At 66.8% G+C, this 14156-nt stretch carries 11 protein-coding genes and 1 pseudogene; 9 read left to right on the top strand and 3 right to left on the bottom strand.

Going from position 1 to position 14156, the window contains the following annotated elements; genetic code table 11:
* The 9 genes and pseudogenes from KDB67_RS11540 to KDB67_RS11580 form a co-directional block, all read left to right on the top strand.
* A pseudogene (locus KDB67_RS11540) lies at positions 1–609 on the top strand (hypothetical protein); the annotation flags it as partial.
* A 17-nt stretch (positions 610–626) separates the two neighbouring features.
* Positions 627–959, top strand: a complete 333-nt coding sequence (locus tag KDB67_RS11545; protein WP_291015852.1) for a DUF6802 family protein — start codon at positions 627–629, stop codon at positions 957–959.
* A gap of 142 nt (positions 960–1101) precedes the next feature.
* Positions 1102–2931: a phosphoenolpyruvate carboxykinase (GTP) gene (locus KDB67_RS11550; protein ID WP_291015854.1), complete on the top strand. Its 1830-nt coding sequence runs from the start codon at positions 1102–1104 to the stop codon at positions 2929–2931.
* 185 nt (positions 2932–3116) lie between these two features.
* Positions 3117–3881, top strand: a complete 765-nt coding sequence (locus KDB67_RS11555; RefSeq protein WP_291015856.1) for an ABC transporter ATP-binding protein — start codon at positions 3117–3119, stop codon at positions 3879–3881.
* 1 nt (position 3882) lies between these two features.
* Positions 3883–6444 carry an FtsX-like permease family protein gene (locus KDB67_RS11560; protein WP_291015931.1) on the top strand — a complete coding sequence of 854 codons (2562 nt, stop codon included), beginning with the start codon at positions 3883–3885 and terminating at the stop codon, positions 6442–6444.
* 92 nt (positions 6445–6536) lie between these two features.
* Positions 6537–6977: an SRPBCC family protein gene (locus KDB67_RS11565; RefSeq protein WP_291015857.1), complete on the top strand. Its 441-nt coding sequence runs from the start codon at positions 6537–6539 to the stop codon at positions 6975–6977.
* A gap of 176 nt (positions 6978–7153) precedes the next feature.
* Positions 7154–7675, top strand: coding sequence for a DUF6764 family protein (locus KDB67_RS11570; RefSeq protein WP_324388305.1), 522 nt, complete (start codon positions 7154–7156; stop codon positions 7673–7675).
* A 160-nt stretch (positions 7676–7835) separates the two neighbouring features.
* Entirely contained in the window at positions 7836–8798 is a 963-nt protein-coding gene (ppk2, locus tag KDB67_RS11575) for a polyphosphate kinase 2 (protein WP_291015861.1), read from the top strand.
* Positions 8799–8822: 24 nt separating this feature from the next.
* Complete coding sequence (locus tag KDB67_RS11580; protein ID WP_291015863.1) at positions 8823–9650, top strand: hypothetical protein; 828 nt, start codon at positions 8823–8825, stop codon at positions 9648–9650.
* Positions 9651–9708: 58 nt separating this feature from the next.
* On the opposite strand, the gene KDB67_RS11585 is transcribed toward KDB67_RS11580, so the two are convergent.
* The 3 genes from KDB67_RS11585 to KDB67_RS11595 all read right to left on the bottom strand — a co-directional run bounded on the left by KDB67_RS11585 (position 9709) and on the right by KDB67_RS11595 (position 14153).
* A complete protein-coding gene (locus tag KDB67_RS11585; RefSeq protein WP_291015865.1) occupies positions 9709–11775 on the bottom strand; it encodes a prolyl oligopeptidase family serine peptidase in 2067 nt (688 codons plus the stop codon).
* A gap of 76 nt (positions 11776–11851) precedes the next feature.
* Positions 11852–12541 carry a tellurium resistance protein gene (locus tag KDB67_RS11590; RefSeq protein WP_291015867.1) on the bottom strand — a complete coding sequence of 230 codons (690 nt, stop codon included), beginning with the start codon at positions 12539–12541 and terminating at the stop codon, positions 11852–11854.
* Between the two features lie 109 nt (positions 12542–12650).
* On the bottom strand, positions 12651–14153 hold the full coding sequence (locus tag KDB67_RS11595; protein ID WP_291015869.1) for a hypothetical protein: 1503 nt from the start codon (positions 14151–14153) through the stop codon (positions 12651–12653).
* Positions 14154–14156 lie beyond the last annotated feature (3 nt).

Genomic DNA, 14156 nt, shown 5'->3' on the forward strand with positions numbered 1-14156 from the left:
CCGCCCGCGGTGCGGGCAGTGTCGCCGCCCGCGGGGCGGGGGGTTTCGACCCCACCCGTCACGATGGCCGGGCCGCGCAGGGGAGCCGAGGACGCCCTGTTCGCGCTGCTCGGCGTGTCGACCGGATTCGGCGTGGGGCGTGCCATCGCCGCCGGGGTGTCCGCGATCGGAGGTGGATCGATGGGTGCCGGGTCCGCTGTGGCGTGGGCACTCACCCCACTCACGGTGGTAACCGGCCTGGCGATCGCGCTGTGGGTGATCGGGGTGCGACGCACGTCCGCGGCCCGGACCCAGCTGCGAGCGGCGACGGCTTCGGCGCTCGCCGAATTGCGCGCCACCTGCGAGCGGCTCGTCGTGGCACGGTCGTCGGCGCTGGAACTTGAGGTCACCGGTCATATCGCCCGCCACTACGACAGACTCGCCCGGGACACGGCCCGGCGGGCGGCGGCCATCGACGCCGAGATCGGCAGACTGCGGAGTCCGGCTGCGGATCCGGCCCGGCTGCGATCCGCCCGTGCCCTCGCCGACCGGCTGGCGGTACTCGCTGATCCCGAAGCGGCCAACACTCCCGGACCCGGACCGGGGACCGACGACGAACAGGACAGGTGATGGTCATGGAGGCGGACATGTTCGGAGACAGCGATGGATGTACCCCAACCCCAGACCCCGACAACCAGTTCACGGACGTGTCCCGGGCCGGCCCGGCGGACCATCTGTGGCTGTCGCAGGGCGATGACGTGTGGGATCTGGGCCCCGCCGACATCGACACCGACGCCGACGGGATCGCCGACTCGCTGACCCGGCCGGGCCCGGACGGCATGGCGGTGTACACCGATTCCGACGCCGACGGCCGCGTCGACCTGATCACCGAGATCGGCGCGGACGGTACCTATTCGACGCAGCGCCTGGACACCGAGAGTGGAACCTGGCGGTCCACGGATTCGGGCCGCCTCGCCTGAGACCTGGCCCGGCACGGGACAAAAGCGGAAAATCTCACGTGGGGGCGGCTACCTAGCGTCCGCTCGGTGCCGGTACCCTTGGACAAACGACGCAACGCCGGTGACGGCTATCAGAGGCCATCACCATTCTCGAGGAGACCTGATGACGTCTGCCACAATTCCGGGCCTGGATCCGAGCAGCGCCCCCACCAAGCACGCCGCACTCCTCGAGTGGGTCGCCCAGATCGCCGAACTCACCCAGCCCGACGCCGTCGTGTGGTCCGATGGCAGCGACGACGAGTGGAACCGGCTGACCGCACAGCTCGTCGAGGCGGGCACGCTCATCAAGCTCGACGAGGAGCGCAAGCCCAACTCGTTCCTGGCCAACTCCGATCCCGCCGACGTCGCGCGCGTCGAGTCGCGTACCTACATCTGTTCGGAGAAGGAAGAGGACGCCGGCCCCACCAACAACTGGGTCGAGCCCGCGCAGATGCGTGAGACCATGACCGGTCTGTACCGCGGCAGCATGCGCGGCCGCACCATGTTCGTCATCCCGTTCTGCATGGGCCCGCTCGGCTCCGACGATCCGAAGCTCGGCGTCGAGATCACCGACTCGGAGTACGTCGTCCTGTCGATGCGGATCATGACCCGCGTGGGCACCCCTGTCCTCGAACTGCTCGGTGACGACGGCTTCTTCGTCAAGTGCCTGCATTCGGTGGGTGCCCCGCTCGAACCCGGTCAGGCCGACGTGCCGTGGCCGTGCAACACCGACAAGTACATCACCCACTTCCCCGAGTCCCGTGAGATCTGGTCGTACGGATCGGGTTACGGCGGCAACGCGCTGCTGGGCAAGAAGTGCTACGCGCTGCGCATCGCGTCGGTGCTCGCGCACGACGAGGGCTGGCTGGCCGAGCACATGCTGATCCTCAAGCTCACCAGCCCGCAGAACAAGGTCTACTTCGTAGCCGCGGCGTTCCCGAGTGCCTGTGGCAAGACCAACCTGGCGATGATCCAGCCCACGATCCCCGGCTGGAAGGCCGAGACCGTCGGCGACGACATCGCCTGGATGCGCTTCGGCAAGGACGGCCGTCTCTACGCGATCAACCCGGAGTTCGGGTTCTTCGGCGTGGCTCCCGGCACCAGCTTCGACTCCAATCCGAACGCGATGGAGACGATCGACCGCGGCAACACCCTGTACACCAACGTCGCGCTCACCGACGACGGCGATGTGTGGTGGGAGGGTATCGACGGTGAGACGCCCGCCCATCTGACCGACTGGCTCGGCAACGACTGGACCCCGGAGTCCGACGCGAAGGCCGCGCACCCCAACTCGCGGTACTGCACCCCGCTGGTCCAGTGCCCGTCGCTGGCGACCGAGTGGGACGACCCGCAGGGCGTGCCGATCTCGGCGATCCTGTTCGGTGGCCGCCGCAAGACCACGGTTCCGCTGGTCACCGAGGCCCGCGACTGGCAGCACGGTGTGTTCATGGGTGCCACGGTCGGCTCGGAGCAGACCGCCGCCGCCGAGGGCAAGGTGGGCACCGTCCGCCGCGACCCGATGGCGATGCTGCCGTTCATGGGCTACCACGTGGGCGACTACCTCTCGCACTGGATCGACCTCGGCAAGAACGCCGATGCCGCCAAGCTGCCCAAGATCTTCTACGTCAACTGGTTCCGCCGTGGTGATGACGGCCGCTTCCTGTGGCCCGGCTTCGGTGAGAACAGTCGCGTCCTGGAGTGGATCATCGGCCGCATCGAGGGTGAGGTCACCGGCGAGCAGACCCCGATCGGCATCGTCGCCAAGCCCGAGGAGTTCAACCTCGACGGACTCGACGTCGAGAACCAGGATCTCGTCGAGGCGCTGGCCGTCAACTCCGAGGAATGGGAACGTGAGCTGCCGTTGATCGACGAGTTGTTCGACTTCGTCGGCGACAAGCTCCCGTCGTCGCTGCGGGACGAGCTCGCCGCGCTGCGCGAGCGCCTGGGCGCCTGAATCCCCAGACGCGCTGAATCCCCAGACGCGCTGAATCCCCAGATGCGCTGAGTTCTCGGACGTACTGAATTTAGGAGAGCAGGGTCGTGACTTCGGTCACGGCCCTGCTCTCTTACCTTTATCAGGGCTGAGATCAGGGTGAGACCGGATAGCCCGGCCCGCGGATTTTTGGAAGTCTGGACGGCATGACACTCAGCGAGGGCGGTACCCGGACGCAGGTCGCGGCAGTTGCCGACAGTCTCACCAAGCTCTACGGATCCGGCGACACCGAGGTGGCCGCGTTGCGAGGGGTGTCGGTGACGTTCACCGCGGGCGAGTTCACCGCGATCATGGGACCGTCGGGTTCGGGCAAGTCGACGCTCATGCACTGTCTGGCCGGGCTCGACGTCGCGACGTCGGGCAGCGTGCGCATCGGTGACGTCGAACTGACCGCGCTGGGTGACAAGGCCATGACCACGTTGCGGCGCGACCGGATCGGATTCGTGTTCCAGGCGTTCAATCTGGTGCCGACGCTGACGGCGGCCGAGAACATCACCCTGCCCCTTGACATCGCCGGCCGTGATGTCGACAAAGCGTGGTTCGACACGGTGGTGTCGCGGCTGGGTCTGACCGACCGGCTCACGCACCGGCCCGCGGAGCTCTCGGGCGGACAGCAGCAGCGGGTCGCGTGTGCGCGGGCGCTGGTCGGGCGGCCCGACATCATCTTCGGCGACGAGCCGACCGGCAACCTCGATTCGCGATCGTCGGGGGAGGTGCTGGAGATCCTGCGGGCGGCGACCGACGAGTTCGGGCAGACCGTCGTGATCGTCACGCATGATCCGCGGGCCGCGTCGTACGCCGATCGCGTCGTGTTCTTGGCCGACGGGCAGATCGTGCGGGAGTTGCGAGCGCCGAAGGCCGACGACGTCTTCGAGGTGATGAAGAACCTCGACAATCCGGTGGGTGCCTGACATGCGACGGACCTCGGTGATGCGGCGGGTGTCGCTGCGTAATCTCGCCGCGCACAAGCTCCGGCTCGCGCTGACGGTGTTCTCGATCATGCTGGGCACGTCGTTCGTGGCCGGGTCGATGGTGTTCACGGCGTCGATCTCGAATGCTTTCAGCAGCCTTTTCGACAATGTGGCGCCGGGGGTGTCGGCGGAGGTGTCACCGTCCTCCGACGCCCTCGGCGCCGGTGTCGACAACCGGATTGTCGACGAATTATCCTCGCGCAAAAGTGAACTCGGGATCAATCGACTGGTGACCGATGTCCGGGCGACGGTCACAGTGGCAGGTGGTGACGGTAAGGCGATCTCGACGGGCGGTGCCCCGGCCATCGCCTCGGCATTCACTCCGCCCGACGAAGCGCTCGCACCCGATGCCGACAGGATCATGCCCGGTGGCCGGGCCCCGAAAGGCAAGGGCGAGATCGCGATCAATCGCTCGGCTGCCGAGAAGAACGGCCTGGAGGTCGAATCCAAGACCAAAGTCGTTGTGGGACAAGGATCTACCGAACCGATGGATGTCACCGTGGTGGCTCTGATCGACCAGCCGGGCGCGACCAGTGGTTTCGTCAACATCTGGTTCGACGAACAGACGGCCCGCGAACTCATGACCGATGGCACCTACGTCGGCTTCGTCGAACTGCAGGCTGTTCCCGGGGTGTCGCCGCAGCAACTGCGGGACAGGGTGGCGGCGATCTTGGATCCCGAACGGTACCGGGTGCGCACCGGTGATCAGGTCCGCGCCGACGCGAAGGGTGCGTACACCCAATTTCTCGACATCTTTCAGGGAATCCTGCTCGCGTTCGCGGCCATCGGCCTGGTGGTGGGTACCTTCATCATCTACAACACCTTCTCGATGATCGTCGCCCAGCGGAACAAGGAGTTGGCGCTGCTGCGCGCGGTCGGGGCGAGCAGGCAACAGATTTCGCGGTCGGTGCTGTTCGAGGCGTTCGTCGTGGGCCTCGTCGGCGGTGGCATCGGTCTGGCCGTCGGGATCGGTCTGGCCGCCCTGCTCAAGATGCTGGCGAACTCGGGTACGGGCCTGCCCGATGGTCCGCTGACCGTCACCCCGGCGGCGGTGCTGGCCGCGCTGTTCGTCGGCATCGTGGTCACGATGGTCAGCGCCTGGGTGCCGGCGGCACGCGCTGCGCGGGTGGCGCCGGTGGAGGCGATGCGGGCCAGTGCCGCCGAGGACGGTACCACGCTGGGCCGCCGTACCCTCGTCGGTGCGGGTTTCGCGGTCCTGGCGATCGCGCTCATCGTCGGCGGTGCGACCCGTGTCGGCGTCGGTCCGGCGGTGACGGTCGGGTTGGGCGCCGGTGCCGCGATCATCGCCGCGGTCCTGGGGGGCCCGGCACTGTCGCGGCCGTTCGTCGGCGGGCTCGGACGTATTCTGGGCGCGCCGTTCGGCAAGGTCGGGCAGCTCGCCCGGACCAACGCGGTCCGCAACCCGCGCCGCACGTCGGCCACGGCGTTCGCCCTGACCCTCGGTCTGCTGCTGGTCTCGATCATCGGCATCCTCGGTGCCTCGTTCAAGGGCACCGCCGATGCCGCGGTCGACACCGGGGTGGGCGCGTCGTTCATCGTCAGCGACTCCAACCAGCAGGCCCTGCCCGCTTCCATCGCCGAGGCGATCTCCGGCACGGAAGGGGTCGGCAGCGTCGTCGCGTTCGGCGTCGTGCAGGCCAAGTACGACGGCAGGTTCGTCACCGGGCAGTCCGCGGTCGGCACCGGTCTCGGTGACCTGCTGCACCTGCCGATGCTCGACGGGGCATCGTCGGAGGTACCCGGCGACGGCATCCTGGTGCCCGAGACATGGGCGCGGGACAAGGGCTGGAAACGCGGCGAGGTCCTCACCTTCTCGACGATCGGCGGCAAGGACGTCCACGTCCGGGTCGCCGGGGTGTTCGAGGACAACCCGCTGGTGCAGTCGTGGGTCATTGGTGCCGACGCCTATCGCGAGCTGGTCCCGGCATCGCTGCGGATGACGACGATGGTGCTGGCCGATCCCGCACCGGGCGTGGCACCGGACGTGCTGCGGGCGCGTCTGGACGCGGCCACCGCCGACTACCTGACCGTGCAGGTCCAGGACCCCGAGCAGTTCAAGGGCACGATTTCCAGCATGATCGACCAGATGCTGGCCGTGTTGTACTCGATGCTCGGGCTGGCGCTGGCCATCGCGATTCTCGGCATCGTCAACACGCTGGCGTTGTCGGTGGTCGAACGCAAACGCGAGATCGGGACGTTGCGGGCGATCGGCATGCTGCGGGCGCAGGTGCGCCGCAGTATCTACCTGGAGTCGGTGCTGATCGCAGTCTTCGGGGCGGTGCTCGGAGTGGGGCTCGGTTCCGTGATCGGCTGGGCGCTGACCAGGACACTCGCCAAGTGGGGTCTGGGTGATCCGGTGATGCCGTGGTCGCTGATCGGCGGAACGGTGCTGGCCGCGGGTCTCGTCGGTATCCTCGCCGCGCTGTGGCCGGCGGTGCGGGCGGCCCGGACCAAACCGCTGGAGGCCATCGCGGATCTGTGACCGGACGCCGATCGGGTCACGTGACCAGGATCGCCGGGAACATTCGCGTGTTTCCGACTGCCGGTGTCGGCGGGCACGGTAGGTTCTTCGGCATGACTGTGACTGCAAGAACTGAATTCGACGTCGACGCCCCGGCGTCGCTGATCATGGAGATCCTGCTCGACATCGACTCACTGCCGAAGTGGTCCGAGGCGCACAAGTCCGCCGAGGTGCTCTCGACGCATCCCGACGGCACGCCCGACCGGGTACACATCGTCGCGGGCCTGTCGGGTATCTCCGACGAGCAGACGCTGGCATACAAGTGGACCGAGAACTCGTGCACCTGGGATCTGGTGGAGGGCAAGCAGCTCAGCCTGCAGCACGGTTCGTACACGCTCACGCCCACGGCCACCGGGACGCACGTCGATTTCGAGCTTGAGGTCGATCTCAAGATCAAGCTGCCCGGTCTGATCGTCAAACGCGGCCAGAAAGCTGCCGTCGAAACCGCGAAGAAGGGACTCGTCGCCGAGGCCAAGCGGCGCTCGGCGAGCTGACTTTCAGCCTCCCCGGCCTCGTCGACCGGACCGCTTCGGGCGGTTCGTGGATTTCGTGACCGGACCCGGAACCAATTGTTGTGGTGCCGTCACCCGACGGACGTCCACGTCGTCTACGGTATAGGCACCGTGACGCCGGTGGACGTCCGTTTTTCGTTTCGAGGAGGCCGATCATATTGAATATCAACAAGTTTCGCTTTCGCATCGCCAGTGCGATCGTCGGACTTGGTGCGGGACTTGCAGTTCTGTGTGCGGGTGGGGGCGCCGGTACGGCGTCGGCGGTGAGTTGCCAGGCGGTCGACGGCCAGCAATTCGAGAAAGTCGTGGAGAAATCGGGGTGTGGGGTCAAGGCGGGTAAGGGCAGCCGGGCGACGGCACTCGAAAGCAGCGGCCGGGGAACGGCCGTGGCCATCGCCGACACCGGCGGTGAGGCGACCGCCGACAACAGGCAGCCGGGTTCGATCGCGCTCGCGGGCGCGTCCGAGGGGGGTAACGCGCGAGCGGTGACCATCGGACCGAACGCGCTCGCGCTTGCCAAGGCAGCGAAGGGTGAGGACACGCTCGCGGTCGGCGGCGCCGGCAGTCAGGCCAAGATCGGCACCGACGGTGCTGTCTGCTACGGCACGGCCGCGCTGGCGGTGGAGCTGAACAAGGCCAGGGGCTGCGCCAAACTCGGGCCCGCGCTGGTCGTTCAGTAGTCGGGAAGCGGTTTGTGGGCCCGGCTTCACGGGTCCACAAACCGCGAGTCGGCGCAAACCGCAAGTCGGGGACGGCCGGCACAGGACTTTCGGCCCGAATCGTCGGTCGGGTTCAGCTCTAATTCACCTTCCGGTCAGGTGGTGCGCATATGGTGGCAGGGTGACCGAGGTTTATACACCGGCCGTGGACGGCCAGGCCCAGTTCGGACCGGATTTCAGCAAACTCAACGGCCGCGAGGCGCTGCAGGAGCTCGTCGATCTGCGTAACGTCACGCAGTTCGCGGTCAACGACGACGACGATGACGACCCGGTGCTCCTGACGCTGCCGAGCCGCAACGTCGTCGACACCTGGCGCGAGGACTACCCGTACGACGACCGGATGAGCCGCCGCGAGTACGAGATCACCAAACGCAAGCTACAGATCGAGCTGCTGAAACTGCAGAAGTGGACCAAGCAGACCGGGCAGCGGTTCCTGCTGGTATTCGAGGGCCGCGACGCCGCCGGCAAGGGGGGCACCATCAAGCGGTTCAACGAGCATCTCAATCCGCGCGGTGCCCGCATCGTCGCGCTGGAGAAGCCGAGTGAACGTGAATCCACCGAATGGTATTTCCAGCGGTATGTGCAGCATCTGCCGGCCGCCGGGGAGATGGTGTTCTTCGACAGGTCCTGGTACAACCGCGCCGGCGTGGAGCGGGTGATGGGTTTCTGCACCGACGACCAGTACTCGCAGTTCATCGCGCAGGTACCGGCGTTCGAGAAGATGCTTGTCGACGACGGCATTCATCTGGTCAAGTTCTGGTTCTCGGTGTCGCCGCTGGAGCAGCGCACGCGGTTCGCGATCCGGCAGATCGATCCGGTCCGGCAGTGGAAGCTGTCGCCGATGGATCTGGCCTCGCTCGACAAATGGGACAGCTACGGCGCCGCGAAGGAGGCGATGTTCGCCGCCACCGACAACGATTTCGCGCCGTGGACCGTCGTCAAGAGCAACGACAAGAAGCGCGCCCGCCTCAATGCGATGCGGCATGTGCTGGCCTCGTATGAGTACACCGGCAAAGACGTCGAGTTGGTCGGCGATCCCGATCCGCTGATCGTCAGTCGGGCGCGCGACACCATCGGGGAATAGTCGCTGCCGGAGTAGTCTGGCGGCGTGCGGACAATTCTCAGTGCTGTTCTGACACTCGCCGCGATGGCTGCCATCGTGCTGGCGGTGCCGTCGTGGTGGGTCAATGCGCGGCTGGTCGATTCCAACGGTTTCGCGTCGACGATGCGTCCGGTGGCCGAGCAGCAGAAGGTCCGGGACTACATGACCGAGCAGATCACGCAGGGCGTGATTGACCGGACGGGCGGTTCGGGGAGTTTCACGGGCGGGGTGACGAGCGCTTTCGTTACTCCGCTCGCCCGTGCATACACCAATTCTGCCGAGTTCAAGGACGATTTCGTCGCGGTCGTCTCCGACCAGCACGACTATCTGTTCAACAAGCCGGCCGCCGACGGGCGCGAGGACCATGGTCTCGAACTCGACATCGCACCGATGGTGAATCGGGTGCTCAAGAAGCTCGGCGTTCCGGTGCAGACGTCCCAGCAGGTGCTGGTGCAGTTGAGCGGTTCGAATCTGGAGGCCGGGCGATACCACGAGACCGGCCTCAATATCGCCCGGCTGGCGTACGGGTCGGCGGCTGTCGCGATCGTCGGCGCCCTCGGCGGGTTGGTGATCGCCCGCCGCCGGGGCCTGGTGCTGCTGGCCCTGGGCCTGGCCACGATAGCCGCCGCCGTCGTCAGCTACGCGGCGGCCGTGGTGGGCGCCGGCCGCGCCAAGGACGAACTCACCGGCGGCGCGGGTTCGGACCGTGCGGTGAGCGAGGCGATCGTCGACACCGTGCTCGGCAATCTGCGTGAGCTGTCGTACATCGTCGGCGGAGCCGGCCTGGGTGTGTTGCTCCTGGGTGTGGCCATCACTGTGATCACGCGCCGCTGAGTACCCCGCCTGTTGAGGTGCGAGGAGCGCTGGCGACGAGCCTCGAAACTCCGCGAGATCACACGCTACCGATTGTGCGCCACAGGAATTCGTAAGCCAGAGCGGATTTGAACGCCGACTGCTTGTTGTCGGCGGCACCGCCGTGCCCGCCTTCGATATTCTCGTAGTAGCTGACGCGGTGCCCGGTCTCCTCGAGTCTGGCGACGAACTTGCGGGCGTGCCCCGGGTGCACCCGGTCGTCGCGGGTGGAGGTGGTCACCAGGATCGGCGGATAGTCGGTGTCGGCGTCGATGTGCTGGTATGGCGAGTACTCGCCGATGTACGCCCATTCGTCGGGGTTGTCGGGGTCGCCGTATTCGGCCATCCACGACGCGCCGGCGAGCAGCAGATGGTAGCGACGCATGTCGAGCAGCGGAACCTGACACACGATGGCGCCGAACAACTCCGGATAGCGCGTCAGCATCACCCCCATCAGCAGGCCACCGTTGGAACCGCCCTGCGCGGCCAGTTGCCGCGGTGTGGTGAGCCCGTCGGCGACAAGCTTTTTCGCGACCGCCGAGAAGTCCTCGTATACCTTGTGCCGGTTGGCTTTCTGGGTCTGGGTATGCCACAGCGGACCGTACTCGCCGCCGCCGCGGATGTTGGCGATCACGTAGATGCCGCCCCGGGAGATCCAGTTGCGGCCGCTCACCGCGGTGTACGTCGGTGTCTGCGACACCTGGAAACCGCCGTAGCCGTACAGCAGTGTGGGGCCGCTCGTCACATTCTCATCCCGGATCACGAAGTACGGGATCTCGGTGCCGTCGGCGGAGGTGGCGAAGTGCTGTTCGGTGCTCACCGTCGACGTGTCGTATTGTGCCGGTGCGGATTTGATCACGGTGACCGGCGCGCCGCTGTCTCCGTGCAGCAACGCCGGTGGCGTGGTGAACGACGAAGCGGTCCAGAAGGCTTCGTCACTGTTGTCGGGGTCGGTGTCGAGTACGGAGATGGTGGCCAGGTCCGGCAGTCCCGGCTGCGGTACCGGCGTCCAGTCGCCGAGTGTGATCACCTCCACCTCGGTGGCCACGTCGCGCAGTTTCACCAGAATCAGATGGGATCTGGTGAACGCGAACTTCTCGAGAGAGGTGTGCGCGTCGGGGGCGAACAGCACCGTGTGATCGCGGCCGCTCGCGAGATAGTCGTCGTAGTCGAATACCAGCAGGGTGTCGGCGTCGTAGGTGATGTCGCCGGCGGCCGGTGCTGACACGGTCGGTGATGACACGGTCCAGGGGGATCGGGTCAGCACCAGCAGCCAGTTCCGGAACACGGAGAACCGCGAGTCGGTGGGCACCTCGATCTCGACCAGCGCGCTGTCCACCAGCTCGTAGGTGATGGTGTTGTAGAAGTCGGTGCTGCGCATGACGTAGTCGCGCTCGAATCCGGGTGTCGAGTCGTGCGATGCGGACACCGCCACGTCGCCGGGGTCGCCGGTGAACACGGTGATCGCGTCGTCGAGGGGGGTGCCACGTGTCCAGCGTTTGGTGACCCGCGCATACCCCGACGACGTCATCGCCCCGTGTCCGTCGGGCTGCCCACCGAAGTCGGTGCCCACCCAGATGGTGTCGTGATCGATCCAGTCGATGCGGGACTTGTTCTCCGGCAACACGAATCCGTCGGTGACCCAGGTGCGGGCGTCGACGTCGAACTCGCGGATCACTACCGCGTCGGCGCCGCCCCGCGACAGCGACACGAGGGCTCGCGTGTAGTCGGGGCACAACATCGTGACCGACGACCACACCCAATTCTCGTCCTCGGCGGCGGCGAGGGCATCGACGTCGATCAGCACATCCCAGTCGGGGGTGTCCGTCGCGTACGACTCCAAAGTGGTCCGCCGCCAGAGCCCCTTCGGATTCTGCGCGTCCTTCCAGAAGTTGTACAGAAACTCACCGCGTCTGCGCACGTACGGAATCCGCTCGTCGGTGTCGAGCACCTCCAGCGTCTGCGCCCGCATCTGACGGAACCGATCGCAGTCGGTGAGCGATGCGACGGTCGGCTCGTTGTGCGCCCGAACCCACTCGAGCGCCGCCTCCCCGGTCACCTCTTCGAGCCAAAGATACGGATCGTCTGCTGCAGGCGTCTCGGTCACCCGTCCAGTCTGCACCACCCCCTCGCTGGAGGAGGTACGAGGAGTGTCAGCGACGAGCCTCAACCGGCAGTGGGGACTACTTGCGGCCGGCCTTCCAGTTCAGGCCCCAGTTGTAGGCCTCGTCGACCTTGTCCTGGGCACCGCGGATGTAGCGCACCTCGCGGTTGACGACGAGTTCGCCGCCGCGGTTCTCGAACAGGGCGATCGCGCACGAGAGCGCGCTCTGGTCGGCCTCGTCCAGGCGGACCTCGATCTGCGGTCCGTTCGTCGGGAAGACGGTCACCACGCCGTTGGCGGCGGCCCAGTTGGGGGCGCCCTCGTAGATGTAGGCGAAGATGAGGATTCGCCGGATCTGCTGTGTCGCAGCCAGATCGATGTACATGTTCTCGCCGCCGGTGCCCGAACCCGAGCGGTCGTCGCCGTCGAGGAGAATGATCGGCTTGCCCTCACGCGGCGCCTGGAACGAGTTGCCGAGGGCCTGTACGATGCCCTTGCTGCCGTCGGTGAACTCCCACAGGCAGGCCAGGTCGAGGTCGATTCCGCTGGACCGTTTGAAGAAGCCGCCCTTCTTGGCGCCGCTGGTCCAGTTGAGGTTCACCCGCAGTTGTCCGACGGCCGAGCCCTGCTTGGCCAGCGAGACGCTGGGTGCCGACTTGGTGAGCGTCACCTTCTGCAGCGATATCCCGGGTTGGGCGGGGGCCTGCTGGGTCGGGGGCTGCTGCGGGGCGGCAGGCTGCGACGGTCGCTTGTTGTAGTCGATACCCATTGTCACTGTTCCTCTTCGGTATTGGTGTCGGTGCTGTTCGTGACGGTTGTGCGCGATGAAACCTGTTGTGGTGTCGTATGTTTTGGAATCCATGTCGGGGACGGAATGGTCAGCGGACCTCGATGCGGGCGCGGCGGCCGAATCCGTCGGCCACCTCCAGGGTTCCCGACGGTGTGCGGCGGCAGCTCGCGACCGCCGCATAGCAGGGACGTGAATCGTCGGGCACCACGAATCCACCGTCGACGTGATAGCGGGAGTTGGTGATCTTGACGGCGACCGCCGACGGGTCGCCGGGTGCCGCCGGGGGCGCATCGCGACGTAGGTAGACCATCGCCTCGGTCACCCCCGGCGGCCAGGCGAATGTCAGGACGCCGCCACCCGCGCCGAACACGGCGATGTCGGGCAGGCCGGGGACGGTGGGGGGTCCGGTCGGCACTGGATCAGCTTCGGTACGTTGACGTTTCGGTGCTCTGCGGGTGGTGTCGATGCGTCCGGGAACCGGCGGTGCGGGGGTGTCCGAGGGTGGTGGCGTGACTTCTGGTGCCGGGACGGGCTGTGGGTCCGGAGGTCGGGGCCGTGCGGGGGCGGGCTGGAAGATCTCCGGGGGCTGCGAGGGTGGTTCCTCGCTCTCCACCGAGGCCCCGAATTCACCCGCGAGGTCGTGCAGAATCTGGCGCGCACCGGCCGGGCCGAGACCGCGATCGATTGCCTCCTCGAACAGGAACTCGTAATCACCGTGCCGCAGAACATCTTCGACGAGCACAGCGGCCCGCACCCGGGGACGCAGGTAGTCGGCGACGGATTCGCTGACCGCCTTGCAGTAGGCGATGAGCCGGGCGATGTCGCCGAGCAGGATATCGCGGCAGTGGACGACGAGTTCGTCGAGCACCGCCCGCATCGGGCCGGCCGGCATCTCGCGGACCCGATCGGACAGGATCCCGACGCGGGTCTCGATCCGCTCGGCGTCGGTGGCGTCGTCGAGGCTCATTCGCAGCAGCGCGAGGAGTGTCGGGGTGGGTTCGTTGCCGGACTGGATGCGGTCGAATTCGCCTAGCAGCCTGGTGATCTGGCTCAGGCGCTGTTCACTGATCGGGTCAGGTGGCGCCGTCGGCGGCGCGGGTTGCGTGGTGTCGCCGATGATGCGGTGCCGGCGCATCCGGGCCTCGATCTCGTCCGGGGTGAGCCCTCCCATCGCACCGATGTCGGACAGCCCGGCCCGTTTGGATTCGGGGATGCCGCCGTACCGTTCGACGAGCCGTTCGATCGCGTTGTCGAGCAGTTCATATCGTCCCGCATCCCGCTGTTCACGTTGTGCGGCAACGGCTCTGGCTTCGACGATCCGGCTGGTGGCGTACCGCAGCGGCTTCGACCGCGTGTCGTGGGAGCGCACCAGCTGGGTCACCAGGCTGCGGTACTTGGGGTGATCGCGTTGCTTCTGCCAGAACGCCCACACCGCTTCGATTCTGCCGACGGCCTGATCGTCGGTGATCCGCTCGGCCTCGTCGAGCGGAATATCGTACAGCTCAAACGAATCGGAGGACGACAGTCCGCCGCGCCGGTCGACGGCGGCGAGGACGCGTTTGCGGTAGTCGTTGGAGTTGAACGGTTGCATCAC

It is taken from the genome of Gordonia sp. (in: high G+C Gram-positive bacteria), assembly GCF_020438995.1.
Classification (GTDB): domain Bacteria; phylum Actinomycetota; class Actinomycetes; order Mycobacteriales; family Mycobacteriaceae; genus Gordonia.

Excerpts from the sequence above, each read along its gene's own strand:
- KDB67_RS11545 (WP_291015852.1), top strand. The coding sequence starts at position 627 with ATGTTCGGAGACAGCGATGGATGTACCCCAACCCCAGACCCCGACAAC.
- KDB67_RS11550 (WP_291015854.1), top strand. The coding sequence starts at position 1,102 with ATGACGTCTGCCACAATTCCGGGCCTGGATCCGAGCAGCGCCCCCACC.
- KDB67_RS11555 (WP_291015856.1), top strand. The coding sequence starts at position 3,117 with ATGACACTCAGCGAGGGCGGTACCCGGACGCAGGTCGCGGCAGTTGCC.
- KDB67_RS11560 (WP_291015931.1), top strand. The coding sequence starts at position 3,883 with ATGCGACGGACCTCGGTGATGCGGCGGGTGTCGCTGCGTAATCTCGCC.
- KDB67_RS11565 (WP_291015857.1), top strand. The coding sequence starts at position 6,537 with ATGACTGTGACTGCAAGAACTGAATTCGACGTCGACGCCCCGGCGTCG.
- KDB67_RS11590 (WP_291015867.1), bottom strand. The coding sequence starts at position 12,541 with ATGGGTATCGACTACAACAAGCGACCGTCGCAGCCTGCCGCCCCGCAG.
- KDB67_RS11595 (WP_291015869.1), bottom strand. The coding sequence starts at position 14,153 with ATGCAACCGTTCAACTCCAACGACTACCGCAAACGCGTCCTCGCCGCC.